At 59.3% G+C, this 13,502-nt stretch carries 15 protein-coding genes and 1 tRNA gene; 12 read left to right on the top strand and 4 right to left on the bottom strand.

Annotated elements, in window-relative coordinates; translation table 11 throughout:
* From B3Q33_RS08635 to tatC, 6 genes are all read left to right on the top strand, one after another.
* Positions 1-1,023, top strand: a 1,023-nt coding sequence (locus B3Q33_RS08635) for an ATP phosphoribosyltransferase regulatory subunit (protein WP_286827486.1), incomplete at its 5' end; no start/stop codon positions are given.
* Positions 1,024-1,169: 146 nt separating this feature from the next.
* Positions 1,170-2,462 carry an adenylosuccinate synthase gene (locus tag B3Q33_RS08630; RefSeq protein ID WP_035245022.1) on the top strand — a complete coding sequence of 431 codons (1,293 nt, stop codon included), beginning with the start codon at positions 1,170-1,172 and terminating at the stop codon, positions 2,460-2,462.
* A gap of 262 nt (positions 2,463-2,724) precedes the next feature.
* Positions 2,725-4,878 (top strand): PhoX family protein, encoded by a 2,154-nt coding sequence (locus B3Q33_RS08625; protein WP_273009855.1) that lies wholly within the window; start codon positions 2,725-2,727, stop codon positions 4,876-4,878.
* A 171-nt stretch (positions 4,879-5,049) separates the two neighbouring features.
* Complete coding sequence (locus B3Q33_RS08620; protein ID WP_272961570.1) at positions 5,050-5,277, top strand: Sec-independent protein translocase subunit TatA; 228 nt, start codon at positions 5,050-5,052, stop codon at positions 5,275-5,277.
* A 5-nt stretch (positions 5,278-5,282) separates the two neighbouring features.
* On the top strand, positions 5,283-5,570 hold the full coding sequence (tatB, locus tag B3Q33_RS08615; RefSeq protein ID WP_273009854.1) for a Sec-independent protein translocase protein TatB: 288 nt from the start codon (positions 5,283-5,285) through the stop codon (positions 5,568-5,570).
* Entirely contained in the window at positions 5,567-6,301 is a 735-nt protein-coding gene (gene tatC / locus B3Q33_RS08610; RefSeq protein ID WP_273009852.1) for a twin-arginine translocase subunit TatC, read from the top strand. The genes tatB and tatC overlap by 4 nt, the downstream gene beginning before the upstream one ends.
* 72 nt (positions 6,302-6,373) lie before the next feature.
* Here the strand turns inward: tatC and B3Q33_RS08605 are convergent, their stop codons facing one another.
* Positions 6,374-6,601: a hypothetical protein gene (locus B3Q33_RS08605; protein WP_035245017.1), complete on the bottom strand. Its 228-nt coding sequence runs from the start codon at positions 6,599-6,601 to the stop codon at positions 6,374-6,376.
* Between the two features lie 83 nt (positions 6,602-6,684).
* Positions 6,685-6,771: transfer RNA gene (locus tag B3Q33_RS08600), tRNA-Leu, on the bottom strand.
* A gap of 130 nt (positions 6,772-6,901) precedes the next feature.
* Between B3Q33_RS08600 and rnr the strand changes: the two genes are divergently transcribed.
* Both rnr and rlmB read left to right on the top strand, forming a co-directional pair.
* Positions 6,902-9,319, top strand: a complete 2,418-nt coding sequence (gene rnr, locus B3Q33_RS08595; RefSeq protein ID WP_035245015.1) for a ribonuclease R — start codon at positions 6,902-6,904, stop codon at positions 9,317-9,319.
* Positions 9,320-9,466: 147 nt separating this feature from the next.
* A complete protein-coding gene (rlmB, locus tag B3Q33_RS08590; RefSeq protein WP_272961565.1) occupies positions 9,467-10,222 on the top strand; it encodes a 23S rRNA (guanosine(2251)-2'-O)-methyltransferase RlmB in 756 nt (251 codons plus the stop codon).
* Positions 10,223-10,346: 124 nt separating this feature from the next.
* On the opposite strand, the gene B3Q33_RS08585 is transcribed toward rlmB, so the two are convergent.
* Both B3Q33_RS08585 and B3Q33_RS08580 read right to left on the bottom strand, forming a co-directional pair.
* The gene (locus B3Q33_RS08585) at positions 10,347-10,931 is read right to left on the bottom strand and encodes a hypothetical protein (protein ID WP_035245014.1); all 585 of its coding nucleotides are present in this window, start codon (positions 10,929-10,931) and stop codon (positions 10,347-10,349) included.
* Between the two features lie 36 nt (positions 10,932-10,967).
* Positions 10,968-11,702: a hypothetical protein gene (locus B3Q33_RS08580; protein ID WP_035245012.1), complete on the bottom strand. Its 735-nt coding sequence runs from the start codon at positions 11,700-11,702 to the stop codon at positions 10,968-10,970.
* 287 nt (positions 11,703-11,989) lie between these two features.
* On the opposite strand from B3Q33_RS08580, the gene rpsF reads away from it, so the two are divergent.
* The 4 genes from rpsF to rplI are packed head-to-tail and all read left to right on the top strand — an operon-like array spanning position 11,990 to position 13,362.
* The gene (gene rpsF, locus B3Q33_RS08575) at positions 11,990-12,331 is read left to right on the top strand and encodes a 30S ribosomal protein S6 (RefSeq protein ID WP_035245010.1); all 342 of its coding nucleotides are present in this window, start codon (positions 11,990-11,992) and stop codon (positions 12,329-12,331) included.
* A 2-nt stretch (positions 12,332-12,333) separates the two neighbouring features.
* Positions 12,334-12,648: a primosomal replication protein N gene (gene priB, locus B3Q33_RS08570; protein WP_035245008.1), complete on the top strand. Its 315-nt coding sequence runs from the start codon at positions 12,334-12,336 to the stop codon at positions 12,646-12,648.
* A gap of 15 nt (positions 12,649-12,663) precedes the next feature.
* Positions 12,664-12,894 (top strand): 30S ribosomal protein S18, encoded by a 231-nt coding sequence (rpsR, locus tag B3Q33_RS08565; protein WP_035245006.1) that lies wholly within the window; start codon positions 12,664-12,666, stop codon positions 12,892-12,894.
* 15 nt (positions 12,895-12,909) lie between these two features.
* Positions 12,910-13,362, top strand: coding sequence for a 50S ribosomal protein L9 (gene rplI / locus B3Q33_RS08560; protein ID WP_035245005.1), 453 nt, complete (start codon positions 12,910-12,912; stop codon positions 13,360-13,362).
* Positions 13,363-13,502: the final 140 nt, after the last annotated feature.

Below are 13,502 nucleotides of genomic sequence, written 5' to 3'. Positions count from 1 at the left end.
GAATCCCTGCTCAACGGCGCCGGTCGTGATCTGGAACGGGAAACCTTCAAGATTACCGATCAACTGACTGGCCGTCTGATGGGCGTGCGCGCGGATATCACCCCCCAGGTGGCGCGGATGGACGCCCACAGCCTGCGCCGTTCGGCCCCCTCCCGCCTTTGCTACTGCTCCAGCGCATTGCGCACTCGCCCGGCGGTGGCTGGTGCCACCCGTCTGCCTTACCAGCTTGGTGTCGAGCTGTTTGGTCATGCCGGCAGCGACAGCGATCTGGAAGTGATGAGCCTGCTGCTGGATACCCTGGCGCTGGCCGGTGTGGCCGACCAGGTGGTGCTGGATCTTGGCCATGTGGGCTTGTTCCGCGGATTGCTGGACGCCTGCGAGTTGAGCGACGCAGAACAGAACCAACTGGAAGACATTTACGTGCGCAAGGCGCGAGTGGAGCTGGATGCCTTCCTGGCAGAACGCGATCTGCCGGCGCCTGCTGCCCACGCCCTGGCGGCTCTGCCCTGGTTGGCAGGAGGCGTGGAAGTGATTGATCAGGCTCGCGCCCTGCTGGGTGATTTCCCCGGTGCTGTGGCGGCGCTGGATGAACTGGCGGTGCTGGCCGGAGTGCTGGATGCCCGGGGTGTAAAACTGCACCTGGATCTGGGCGAATTGCGTGGCTATCACTACCACACCGGCTGTGTGTTCGCCGCCTACCTACCCGGTGAGAGCGAGCCGGTGGCCAAGGGCGGCCGTTATGACCATATCGGTGAAGTGTTCGGGCGCGCCCGGCCGGCGACCGGGTTCAGCGCCGACCTGAAAATGCTCGCGGCGCGCACTGACGCTGCCGCGCTGAGTGGCATTCTGGCGGAGGGCTCCTTGCAGGATGCCGCTTTTGTTGCCCGGGTGAACGAGCTGCGAGGCACCGGTGAGCGGGTGGTCCTGGCTCTGACTGGAGCAGACAATGACCCGCAGGAACTGGGCTGTCAGCGTAAGCTGGTGTCAGAAGGCAGCGACTGGGTCATCAAGGATATCGACTGAACCCGTAGGAGCTATGCTTGCATGGCGAACCTGCTTGCGAGGGCGTTTGTCATGCGAGCACGGCTCCTGCGATAAAGATCGTGCGTGCCCCGTTAAGCGGGTCGCGTGCAAGCGTTTGTTATAACTCAACACGGCAGCTAGCAATCATGGGTAAGAACGTAGTCATTCTCGGCACCCAGTGGGGTGATGAAGGCAAGGGCAAGATCGTCGATCTGCTTACCGATCAGGCCTCTCTGGTGGCCCGTTTTCAGGGTGGTCACAATGCCGGCCATACCCTGGTGATCGATGGCAAGAAAACCGTCCTGCATCTGATTCCTTCCGGCATTTTGCGCGATGACGTTCAGTGCCTGATCGGCAATGGTGTGGTGCTGGCCCTGGATGCCCTGCTCAAGGAAATCGGCGGCCTGGAAGACAATGGCGTGCCGGTACGTGAGCGTCTGCGCCTTTCTGCCTCCTGCCCGCTGATCCTGCCGGTGCACGTGGCACTGGATCAGGCCCGGGAAGCGGCCCGTGGCAACAAGAAGATCGGGACTACCGGTCGTGGTATCGGCCCGGCCTATGAAGACAAGGTGGCCCGTCGAGGCCTGCGCCTGGGAGATGTCTATTCCCGTGAGCGCTTCGCCGCCAAGCTCGGCGAAGTGATGGACTACCACAATTTTGTGCTGCGCAGTTACTACAATGCCGAGCCGGTGGATTTCCAGAAAACCCTGGATGAAACCCTGGCCATGGGCGAAGACGTGCGCAGCATGGTCACCGACGTGACCACCGTGCTCCACGGCGCCCGTGAGCGCAACGAGAACATCATGTTCGAAGGCGCCCAGGGCACCCTGCTGGATATCGATCACGGCACCTATCCCTATGTGACCAGCTCCAACACCACCGCTGGTGGCGCCGCCACCGGCACCGGTTTCGGCCCGCTTTATCTGGACTATGTGCTGGGCATCACCAAGGCCTACACCACCCGGGTAGGCAGCGGTCCTTTCCCCACCGAGTTGTTCGATGAGAATGGCCGTTACCTGGCAGAGAAAGGCCACGAGTTCGGTTCCACCACCGGGCGTGCCCGCCGTTGCGGCTGGTTCGATGCGGTGGCTCTGAAGCGCTCCATCCAGATCAACTCCATTACCGGCCTGTGTCTGACCAAGCTGGACGTGCTCGACGGTCTGGAAGAAGTGAATATCTGTATCGGCTATCAGGATGCGGAAGGCAACTCCCTCACCTGCGCCTGGGATGCGGATAGCTACGAAGAAGTGAAACCGGTTTACGAAAGCCTGCCCGGCTGGACCGAGTCCACCCTGGGTGCCAAATCCGTGGATGACCTGCCTGCCAATGCGGTGGCCTACCTCAAGCGAATCGAAGAAGTGACCGGTGCGCCCATCGATATTATTTCCACCGGCCCGGACCGTGTGGAAACCATCATCAAGCGGCACCCGTTCTCCTGACGGCTCCTTCCGTCACGTCACCGATGCCCGCCGGGCATCTGGTGACCTGACGGTTCGCGCTATTTGCGCCTTCCTGTTCTGCCCTGATTATCCCCCGCGCTGACTGTCTTTTGATAGACACATCCATGCATTGAAAATGACATGGTCTGTACCCCTTTTTGTCATTCGTTCTGCCTAACCTCGTTTGCGTACTTTCACCGACTCAGTGGCCGGTACGTCCGGCTGCAGGCAGGCAACGAAAACAGACACAGGGAGAACAGAGATGGGCCACCATCCCGTAGAAGACAGCAACCGTTCCGATAACACCACCATCAACACTGTGCTGGAGCAGCACCTTTCCCGTCGCCAGATCCTGCGCGGCGGCGCTACGGCTGCCACCATGGTGGCAGGTGCCAGCCTGGTGGCCTGTGGTGGCGACAGCAACAATCGTAATGGCGGTGATGCGGGTAGTGAGACGCCTGCCGAGTTGGGTTTTGCGGCGGTGCCGCGGTCACTGGAGGATCGGGTGGTGCTGCCTGATGGCTACCAGGCCAGTGTGCTGATCGCCAAAGGTGATGCGCTGTTTTCCGATATCGCGGATTACCAGAACGATGGTAGCGGTGAGGACTTCGACAAGCGTTCCGGCGATGAGCACGACGGCATGGAGTTCTTCGGCCTGGGGGCTGCGGGTGTCTGGGAGCCGAATGCCTCTGAGCGTGGCGTGTTGTGCATGAATCACGAGAATCTGGAAGATGGCACCCTGCATGAGAATGGGGTGACCGATGCCGCCGATAACGGCGGTGCCCGTCCGCAGGTGGAGATTGACCGGGAAATCCTCGCCCATGGTGTGGCGTGTCTGGAAGTGATCAAAGAGGATGGCCAGTGGCGTTACGTCAAGGATTCCGCATTTAACCGTCGTGTTACCGGTGCCACTGAAGCGGTGATTTCAGGCCCCTGCGCAGGCCATGACGCCTTGAAAACCAAACTGAGCCCTGCCGGCGACAAGGGCTTTGGCACCCTCAATAACTGCGCCAGCGGCCGCACTCCCTGGGGCACCTACCTGACCTGTGAAGAAAACTGGTTTTCGTATTTCAATCGCAACGACGCGTCTGATGCGCGCAGTGCGGTCGAGAATGACCTGTTCGCGCGCTACGGCATGGGGCTGGTGAGCAAAGGGTTTTCATATCGGGAATGGGACACCGTTGCCGGCGACATGTACCAGCGGTTCAATATCAGTGTCATCGGTGCCACGGCCACGGATGATTTCCGCAATGAGCCGAACACCTTTGGCTATATTGTGGAGGTGGATCCTTTCGATACCGCCAGCAAACCGGTCAAGCGTACCGCCATGGGCCGCTTTGCCCATGAAGGCGCCATCTTTGCTCCCGCCGAAGCCGGCAAGCCGCTGGTGTATTACATGGGCGATGATTCCCGCAACGAATATCTCTACAAGTTTGTCAGTGCTGCCAGCTGGGATCCCGCTGACGTGGGTATGGGAACCACTGCGGGCAACAAATATCTGGATGACGGCAAGCTGTATGTGGCGATCTTCAACAATGACGGCACCGGCGAGTGGAAAGAGCTGAGCTTCGGAGTGAACGGGCTGGATGCAGCGAATCCCCTTTACCCCTTCTCCAGTCAGGGTGATGTAATCCTGGCGACCCGTCTTGCCGCAGACCATGTTGGTGCGACCAAGATGGATCGCCCGGAGTGGGCGGCGGTCAACCCGATGAATGGTGAGTGCTACCTGACCCTGACCAACAACAACGGCAGAAACCGTACCCCGGATACCGTTGATGGCGTCAATCCGCGCACCTATGGCGGCTCGGGCGGTAACCCCAATGGTCACATTATCCGCTGGCGCGAAGAGGGTGGCGATCATGCCGCCACCAGCTTCGATTGGGATGTGTTCCTGTTCGGCGCCCCTGCCGACAAGGATGCTCAGAGCATCAATCTGTCCGGCCTGACCGCCGACAATGATTTCTCCAGCCCGGATGGTTTGTACTTCGACCAACGTGGTCTGTTGTGGATTCAGACCGATGATGGCGCCTACCGCGATACGGTGAATAACCAGATGCTGGTGGCTATACCGGGCGAGGTCGGTGACGGTGGCATGCTTACCTTTAGCAATGATTTTGGGGCTGAGGAAAATACCACCTTCGTTGGCAAGGATGCATCGGCGGTGGACCTTCGCCGTTTCCTGGTCGGCCCGAAAGGCTGTGAAATTACCGGTATCACCATGACGCCGGATGCCCGCAGTCTGTTCATCAACGTGCAGCACCCCGGCGAGGGTGGCTCTGCCGCCAACTTCAACACGGATGTAAGCACATGGCCAAACCCGAATGGTGATGCCTTGTCATTGGGCAATGGTGTCAGCCGTCCTCGTTCTGCCACTATCGTGATCACCCGTGAAGATGGTGGTGAAATCGCACTGTAAGTCGGCAATCTAACGAAAAAAGCCGCCCACATTGTGGGCGGCTTTTTTCGTTCCGGGTTGTGTTTTTTAAAGTCAAAGCGTCACTGAGATAGCGCGTTGCTGTCATCGCGGAGTCATGCGGAGTCGGGACAATGTTCGTCATATCCCATCAGACAAACGCAGGTGAAAAACATGCTTTCCGGTATCAGCCTCTGGCAACTTCTTATTGTTCTGGTCATCGTCATCATGCTGTTTGGTACCAAACGAATCCGTAGTCTTGGTTCTGATCTGGGAGGCGCTTTCAAGGGCTTCCGGGATGCGGTCAAGGATGGCGAGAAAAGCCTGCAAGCGGAACAGGAGGATTCGGCGTCATTGGTGTCCAGTGATCTGGACTCTCAGAAAGACACCATGCGGAGCTGAGAGTCATGCTCGATTTCGGGTTCATGGAAGTGCTGCTGGTCTGTGTGATCGCGCTGGTGGTGCTGGGGCCGGAAAAGCTACCCAGGCTGGTGCGCACTCTGGGGCAGTGGCTGGGTAAAAGCCGCGCGATGATGAAGCAGGTGCAGCAACAGCTGGAAAGCGAAGCGCGCAATCTGGATATGAAAGAACGCCGTGACAAGATCCAGCGAGAGTTGGCGTTATTGCAACAAGAGCCTGTCGATAAGCCCCCCATGGAGGAAAATGGGTCGGCGAAGAAAATGGAGTCATCATGAATTCCATGCCGCTGACCCGGCATTTGCTGGAACTGCGCCAGCGACTGTTGCGCTCAGTCGTTGCTGTTGTGTTGATTTTCATCCCCTTGTTCATGTTTGCCGGGGACATTTATACCCTGCTGGCGAAGCCGTTGATGCAGGCGCTGCCCGAAGGCGGCAGCATGATCGCCACTGATGTAACCGGGCCTTTTCTGGTGCCCTTCAAGTTGGCGTTGTACCTGAGCATGTTATTGGCCATGCCGTTTTTACTGCACCAATGCTGGAGCTTTGTATCACCAGGGCTTTATCGGCGTGAGAAGCGTTTTGCGCGCCCGCTGTTGTTTGCCAGCGTGCTGTTGTTCTATTTCGGTGCCGTGTTCGCCTGGTTTGTGGTCATGCCGCTGTTGTTTGCGTTCTTTATCTCGGTGGCCCCGCAAGGGGTGGCGGTGATGACGGATATCGGTGCCTGGCTGGGGTTCACCATGACATTCGTGATGGCTTTTGGCATGGCCTTTGAGTTGCCCGTGGCTGTGGTGCTGCTGGTAGCGTCGGGAATTGTCACGCCGACAGTTTTGGCCGGTGGGCGGGCTTATGTGGTGGTGGGGTGTTTCGTGGCGGGCATGTTGCTGACGCCGCCGGACATTATCTCCCAGAGCCTGCTGGCGATCCCCATGTGGGTGCTCTTTGAGGTGGGGCTGCTGTGTTCGCGCTGGGTGGAGCCGATGGCGGATGACAGTGAGGCGCTGTCCTGACGGGGCGCAGGCAGGGTGTGGGGTCTAGATCACGCGGAGCCTGTCGGCAGGGGCGCTGCCAGGGCCAGCTGGTTACTTCCTGCGGCGGGTAATGATGATCAGTGCCACGGTGATGCCGATGACTGCCGCCGGAAACACTAGCAGGTAGCGTTTGCGATTGGCTTCTTTCTCGCGCTGGGCATCAGCTTGCTGAATAGCGGGGTGTTTGGCGCTGCCATCGTCGGCATAGGTGGCAACCGGCGCCAGGAACAGGCTGGTGGCCAATACGAAGGCTGCGATCATGGAACGTAGGATATTCATGGCTTTCTGCACCTTGGCTCTGGGACGGCTGGCGGTGTTTGGCCTGAAACAAAAAAGGGCCCCCGTTTGGGAGCCCTTTGAATTGGTGCCGAGGAGAGGACTTGAACCTCCACGGGGTTGCCCCCACTAGCACCTGAAGCTAGCGTGTCTACCAATTTCACCACCTCGGCGTTTCGTGCTGTACCGAACCCTTCAATATAAGGTAAAGTTGCTTACCGTTTCCGGCCGGTTCATCGCGAAAGCGCGTGCATTCTAGTATATGATGGCCGGATGTCAAACCCTCTTTCCGAAAAAAATTTAATGCCCCCTAAAAAACGTTACCGTGACCCCCATGCCGATCGTGAGGCCGAAAACTACGAAAACCCTGTTCCCAGCCGGGAACTGATCCTTGAGGTGCTCAACGACCATGGCAAGCCCATGGAGTTCGAGCAAATCGCCTCCCTGCTGGAGGTGGACGAGGATGGTGAAGTCGGCCTCGAACGTCGTCTCAAAGCCATGCTGCGTGATGCCCAACTGGTACAGAACCGCAATGGCAAGCTGGGCGTGGTGTCCCGTATGGACCTGATCGCCGGCCGAGTTCAGGCTCATAAGGACGGCTTTGGCTTCCTGATTCCCGATGACAAAACCCAGAGCGACCTGTTTCTGGGGCCTCGCCAGATGGAAAAAGTCCTGGATGGGGATCGGGTGCTGGTCAGCGATGCCGGCTATAACCGCTTTGGCAAAAAAGAAGCCCGCATCGTAGAGATCACCGAACGGGTTGCCACCGAAGTGGTCGGCCGCTACTCCCGCGAGGCCGGCATCAGCTTCTTGCAGCCGGAAAACCGGCGTATTACCCGTGAAGTGCTGGTTGAGGACAAGAATGGCCTCAAACCCAACCCGGGTGACCACGTACGCGCCACGATTACCCAGTACCCCAGCCGTGACCACCATGTGCTGGTGCGTCTGGAAGAGATTATTGCCACTCCGGATCAGGCTGGCATGGAAATCGAGGTGGCCCTGCGCCGTTTCGAGATTCCTCATGTCTGGCCGGACGGTGTGGAAGCCGACGCCGAGCGTTTTGGCACCGGTGTGCCCCACAAGGCGAAAGCCCATCGGGTGGACCTGCGTGATCTGCCGCTGGTCACCATTGATGACGAAACCGCCCGGGATTTTGATGACGCGGTTTATGTGGAGCGTCGCCCCCGTGGTGGCTGGCGCCTGATCGTCGCCATTGCTGATGTCAGCCACTATGTGGCGCCGGGTTCTGCCCTGGATCGGGAGGCCGCTACCCGTGGCAATTCGGTGTACTTCCCCAACCGGGTGGTGCCGATGCTGCCGGAGGCCCTGTCCAACGGGCTGTGCTCGCTCAATCCCCATGTGGATCGGCTGTGCCTGTATTGCGACATGAGAATTTCCGCCAACGGTCGTCTGACCGGGTTTGTCTTCCGTGAAGGGGTGATGCGCTCGCGGCACCGCCTGACCTACAACAAGGTCGGCGCGATCATCGAAGAACCGGATTCCCAGTTGGCCCAGGACACCGTGGCCAGTCTGGACGACGAGTCCCTGGACATGATCTGGTCGTTCCATGAAATGTTCCTGGCACTGCGCAAGCGCCGTGCGGAACGGGGCGCCATCGATTTCGACAGCGATGACACCCGCATCATCTACGATGAAAACCAGAAGATTCAGGCCATTGTGCCGGTGACCCGCAATGTGGCGCATATCATGATCGAGGAGGCCATGCTGGCCGCCAACATCTGTTCCGCCAAACTGCTGGAAAAATCAGGTCTGCCGGCCCTGTTCCGTAACCACGAGCCCCCCAAGGAAGAGCGTCTCAGCAAGCTGCAGCAATTCCTGGGTGGCCTGGGGCTGAGCCTGGGCTGGTCGGAAGGCGCGCCCAAGCCGCACGTCTATCAGGATTTGCGTGAGCAGATTCTGGATCGACCGGATCGCAACGTGATTCAGACCATGATGCTGCGCTCCATGACCCAGGCCAAATACGAGGCGGAGAACAAAGGGCACTTCGGGCTGGCCTACAAGGCCTACACCCACTTCACCTCGCCGATTCGCCGTTATCCGGATTTGCTGGTACACCGGGCCATCCGCTTCCTCATTCGTAGCGAAGGTGAGCCCAATCACGTGGACAATCCCGGCAAACTTCCGAAGATTCCCGCTGAGAAGCTGATTCCCTACAGTCAGGCAGACATGGTGGCCATCGGTGAGCAGTGCTCCATGACCGAGCGCCGGGCTGACGACGCCACCCGCGATGTGGTGTCCTGGCTCAAATGCCAGTTCATGGAATCGCATATCGGTGACGTTTTCGAAGGCGTGATCAGCGGTGTGGCTAATTTCGGTCTCTTTATCCAGCTCAATGAGCTGCATATCGATGGCCTGGTACACGTGGCCAACCTGGATAGCGACTACTACCACTTCGATGAGGTCAATCTGACCCTCACCGGGGAAAGCAGTGGCCGCAAATTCGGGCTCGGCGATGGCGTCACCGTGCGTGTGGCGGCAGTCCATACCGAAGACCGCAAGATTGATCTGCAGCTGGAGTCGTCCACGCCTTCCGGCAAGGGTCGTCCCAAGGGCGGCAGCAAGAAAACCGGTGGCGGTAATCGCAGAGGCGGTAACAGCGAACGGGAAAAGCTGGCCAAAGGCGATATCCCCAAGGCCAAACCCAAACGGAAAGGGCCGCCACGCGGTAAAAAAGCGGCCCGGCGTAGCAGCAAGAGCTAGGCTGCCTTTGCCCGTAGGAGCGTATGGGGCGCGAATAATCCAGAGGATGTTCGCGGCTCAACTCGCAGAGTGCAGAGCTCGCCGCTCCTACAGCTTCCTTTTCCCCGCCGCGTATTCCCGTGGTGCGTATAGCCTGCAGGCGTCGTTATGAATAAACCCTTGATGTATTCCGGCTTCCACGCGGTGGAGGCCCTGTTGCGCCATCGTCCTGAGGCGGTGCTGGAGCTGTTTGTACAGGACAGCCGTGCCGAGCGGGAGGAGCCCCGGCTGGCGGCCATGATCCAGTCCGCCAGGGACTTCGGCATCGCGGTACAGCGGGCTCGCCGAGAGGTGCTGGAAAAGCACGCCGGTCCCCAGCATCAGGGTATCGTGGCCCGGGCGCGGCCCCGCAAGCCTGGCGATGAGAGTGGTCTGCTGAAATGGCTGGATGGCAAGCCCGCGCGGCCATGGCTGTTGATTCTGGAAAATGTCACCGACCCCCATAACCTGGGCGCCTGCCTGCGTAGTGCCGATGCGGCCGGGGTGGATGCGGTGATCGTGCCGCGCCGCAACGCCGCCGGGCTCACGCCGGTGTCCTGTCGTACGGCGGTGGGGGCGGCGGAAAGCCTGGCCTATTACGAGGTGGGCAACCTGGCCAGCCTGCTGGATCAGCTTCGTGAAAGGGGCGTTTGGGTGGTGGGCACAGCGCTCGAAGAGCGTAGTGAGTCCCTGTTTACGTTCCAGGCCCCGGATGCCCTGGCGGTCGTGATGGGCGCCGAAGGTGCCGGCCTGAAGCGGCTGACCCGGGACAAGTGCGACCAGCTACTGGAAATCCCCATGGCCGGCGAAGTGCAGAGCTTGAACGTCTCCGTGGCCACGGGGGTGATGCTGTTTCATGTGCGGGCACAGAGGGAAAGCAAGTAATAATGAATAATTAATAGTTGCGTGAGCAACGGCTTTGGTTTTCTCAACGCAAGAGGCCGCGACCCAAGGATGGGCGCGGCCTCTTGCGTTGGCAAAACCACGAACCAGCATTGCGAGTTATTAATTATTCATTATTAACTATTAATTGCCTTTCCAGCGTGGGTAGCGGCAGCGGGGTGCGGCTGACGGACAGTTCCCGCTGGATGCGCACGTTGTCCTCCAGCAGTATTTCCGGAATCTCGTCGTCATGGTTCTCGGGCAGGGCGCCGGGGACGCTGAGCGCTTTGTCGGCCAGCGTCTGGCCGGGCAGTGGCGCCAGCGGAAAGCTGATATGGGTGGTGCGGTTATAGCGAATCGGTTCCCGGTATTGCGGCTGCACATAGCCATCGGCATTGCGCACGGCGGTGTCCAGATCCTCCGGGCCGGTGACATGATGCCAGTCATTGGGGCTGCTGGGCCGGGGCGGGGCAATGGATTCGCCACGGGCGAGTCTGGCGGTCAGGCGGCTCTTGCGCTGTTGCCAGGCCAACAGATCGGTGACGAACTGGTCCTGGCGGTTGTACTCATGAATGTCCGGTCGAGGCCCCAGTGCCTGCCTCAGGGCCTGTTGCTGGGGCTGGCTCAGCCCGCTGCTACCGGCGGCCGCTGCCACCGTCGGCAGCAATGGCCCCAGCAGGGTCAGCAGGATGATTAAGCGGATCAGGGACATGGCGTGCTCCGGGGCCTCTTTCACATCTGTGCGGGGTCAGGGCGAATTCTCGCAGCCGCTGCTCAGGCAGCTTTCCACTTCAATGAGGCCGGTGGTTAACACTGACTCATTGTTAACATCCAGATAGAGCATCAGGTTACCGTTGCTGGATATCTCGACGATGGCATTGGGGTTGCCGGCCATCAGGGTGGCCAGGTCCGCCTTTCGCTCCTCGCCAAACAGGTTTCGGTAAAGCTGTTCGGTGAGCAGGTTTCGGGCGTCGCCGCCATCGTTCAGCCCGTTTAGCTGCATGCCGACAATGGTCATTGGCAGCACCAGCGGGGTGTCTGATCCGGCGTTGCCGAGCAGGGTGCGGATATGCTCTCCGGCCAGGGAGTTGCCGGGCAGGGCCGGCAGGCCAAAACTCTGTGACGTGGAGCGGTTATACCAGGTGCGGTTGCGCTGGTAGTCAATCGGGCTCAGGCGCTCTGTGCGGGCCAGGGCGCTGTCCAGGGTTTCCGGCTGGTCGATGACGGTGGGGTCGCTGCTGGCCACTGGATCGGGCTCATAATCCTGCGGGCAGGCTGCCTGATGATTGGCTTGCTGACGATTGGCCTGCTTGTACTGCATCACCTGCAGCAGGAAGTCCGAGTAGTCCGGGTAATCCTCTAGAGCCGGTTTGTCCGGCACGGCCACCGGACTGCCGCAGGGTGGCGGGGCCGATTCCTGGGCGGACAGGGGGCTCAGCAGGCATAGGCTGCACAGGCCGAAGGCCAGAGCGCTAAATTTCATGGTCGTATCCCGTTCTTGTTGTTTTCCCTTTTATTTCAGGGATTTAGGGTTAACGACGCTTCTTGTAAGCGTTTGTAGCGTTTTGTTTCTACTGAGCATACGTCCGTCTTTGCCGGATGGCAACGGATATGCCTTGAGGAAAGGGCGTGCAATGGGATAGAATCGCGCGCTTCCTGCGTCCTATAGGCTTTAGCCTGTCGAGCAGGTCTCCTTGCTTCACCGTCCTGCATTTGGCGGATGGGAAGCTGAATTGATGCCGTGAGGTATCGCAACCGTAAGGAGCTAACATGCGTCATTACGAAGTTGTGTTCCTGGTTCATCCGGACCAGAGCGAACAGGTGCCGGCCATGATCGAGCGTTATAGCGCGATCGTGACCGATGGTAAGGGCACCATCCACCGTCTTGAAGATTGGGGCCGTCGTCAGCTGGCTTACCCGATCAACAAGATCCACAAAGCCCACTACGTGATGCTGAACATCGAATGTGACGGCGAGACCCTGGGCGAGCTGGAAAACACTTTCCGCTTTAACGATGCCGTAATCCGTCACCTTGTGATTCGTTGCGACAAGGCGGCCTCCGAGCCGTCCCCGCTAGCCAAGAATGACGAGAAGGAGGGGGCTGCCAGCTGATTTTGGAAAGCAATCGCTGTGAACTCACTGGTGTGATTGTCACTTTGGAAAAAGTGATAGTGACGCCGGCAGGGGTACCGCGCCAACGCCTGTGGCTGGAGCATCGCTCCCGGCAACTGGAAGATGGCCATCCCCGCGAAGTCCAGGCCCGCGTTGCCGTGATACTGGCAGGTGGGATGACCCGACAGGCCCAGAGCCTGAAAGAGGGTCAGCGCATTAAAGTTACCGGTTGCCTGAGTCGCGCCGGTTACAAAGGTGACGCCCGGGACCGTTTGCAATTGATTGCCCAAACGCTGGACACCCTCAACCAGGATTAAAGAGGAGATTATCCAATGGCCCGTTTTTATCGCCGCCGCAAGTTCTGCCGCTTTACCGCGGAAGGTGTTGAGTACATCGATTACAAAGATCTCGACACCCTGAAAGCTTACATCACTGAAACCGGCAAGATCGTGCCCAGCCGTATTACCGGCACCAAGGCACGCTACCAGCGTCAGCTGGCCTCTGCGATCAAGCAGGCCCGCTTCCTGGCGCTGCTGCCGTACACTGACAGCCACGACAATTAAGCCGAGGGGACCATCATGCAAGTGATCCTGCTGCAAACGATCAAGAACCTGGGTGACCTGGGTGCTGTGGTGGATGTGCGTTCCGGTTACGGTCGTAACTTCCTGATTCCGCAAGGTAAAGCGTTGCCGGCTACCAAAGGCAACCTGGCCGAAGTGGAACAGCGTCGCGCCGAGCTGGAGAAGCAAGCTGCCGAGCAGCTGGCCGCCGCCCAGGAACGTGGTGAAAAACTGAACGAAGCCAGCGTGACCGTGACCTCCAAGGCCGGTGACGAAGGCAAGCTGTTCGGTTCCGTGGGTACCCGCGACATCGCCGACGCCATCACTGCTTCCACTGGTGTGGAAGTGGAAAAGGCCGAAGTGAAGCTGCCCCACGGTGCGCTGCGTAACACTGGTGAGTACGACATCGACGTGGTTCTGCACGCCGACGTGACCGTGACCATCAAGCTGGCTGTGGTTCCTGCCGAGTAATCGACAGTTGACCGACAACCGGTTTGCCCCTTGCGGGGCGCGGTGACAGAATTAGGGCATTGTCCGCAAGGGCAGTGCCCTTTTTCGTTTAGTGACAAGTTGAAAGTTCAAAGTGGAAACGCGAGCCAATCCGGTCACAA

The organism is Alcanivorax sp. UBA3183, from assembly GCF_002364155.1.
GTDB classification, from domain to species: Bacteria; Pseudomonadota; Gammaproteobacteria; order Pseudomonadales; family Alcanivoracaceae; genus Alcanivorax; species Alcanivorax jadensis.
The sequence above is the reverse complement of the archived record's forward strand: the minus strand, read 5'-3'. Positions and strand labels throughout refer to the sequence as shown.

Excerpts from the sequence above, each read along its gene's own strand:
- B3Q33_RS08580 (WP_035245012.1), bottom strand. The coding sequence starts at position 11,702 with ATGAAATTTAGCGCTCTGGCCTTCGGCCTGTGCAGCCTATGCCTGCTG.
- B3Q33_RS08620 (WP_272961570.1), top strand. The coding sequence starts at position 5,050 with ATGCTTTCCGGTATCAGCCTCTGGCAACTTCTTATTGTTCTGGTCATC.
- tatB (WP_273009854.1), top strand. The coding sequence starts at position 5,283 with ATGCTCGATTTCGGGTTCATGGAAGTGCTGCTGGTCTGTGTGATCGCG.
- rnr (WP_035245015.1), top strand. The coding sequence starts at position 6,902 with ATGCCCCCTAAAAAACGTTACCGTGACCCCCATGCCGATCGTGAGGCC.
- tatC (WP_273009852.1), top strand. The coding sequence starts at position 5,567 with ATGAATTCCATGCCGCTGACCCGGCATTTGCTGGAACTGCGCCAGCGA.
- B3Q33_RS08585 (WP_035245014.1), bottom strand. The coding sequence starts at position 10,931 with ATGTCCCTGATCCGCTTAATCATCCTGCTGACCCTGCTGGGGCCATTG.
- rpsR (WP_035245006.1), top strand. The coding sequence starts at position 12,664 with ATGGCCCGTTTTTATCGCCGCCGCAAGTTCTGCCGCTTTACCGCGGAA.
- rlmB (WP_272961565.1), top strand. The coding sequence starts at position 9,467 with ATGAATAAACCCTTGATGTATTCCGGCTTCCACGCGGTGGAGGCCCTG.
- rplI (WP_035245005.1), top strand. The coding sequence starts at position 12,910 with ATGCAAGTGATCCTGCTGCAAACGATCAAGAACCTGGGTGACCTGGGT.
- B3Q33_RS08630 (WP_035245022.1), top strand. The coding sequence starts at position 1,170 with ATGGGTAAGAACGTAGTCATTCTCGGCACCCAGTGGGGTGATGAAGGC.
- B3Q33_RS08605 (WP_035245017.1), bottom strand. The coding sequence starts at position 6,601 with ATGAATATCCTACGTTCCATGATCGCAGCCTTCGTATTGGCCACCAGC.
- B3Q33_RS08625 (WP_273009855.1), top strand. The coding sequence starts at position 2,725 with ATGGGCCACCATCCCGTAGAAGACAGCAACCGTTCCGATAACACCACC.
- rpsF (WP_035245010.1), top strand. The coding sequence starts at position 11,990 with ATGCGTCATTACGAAGTTGTGTTCCTGGTTCATCCGGACCAGAGCGAA.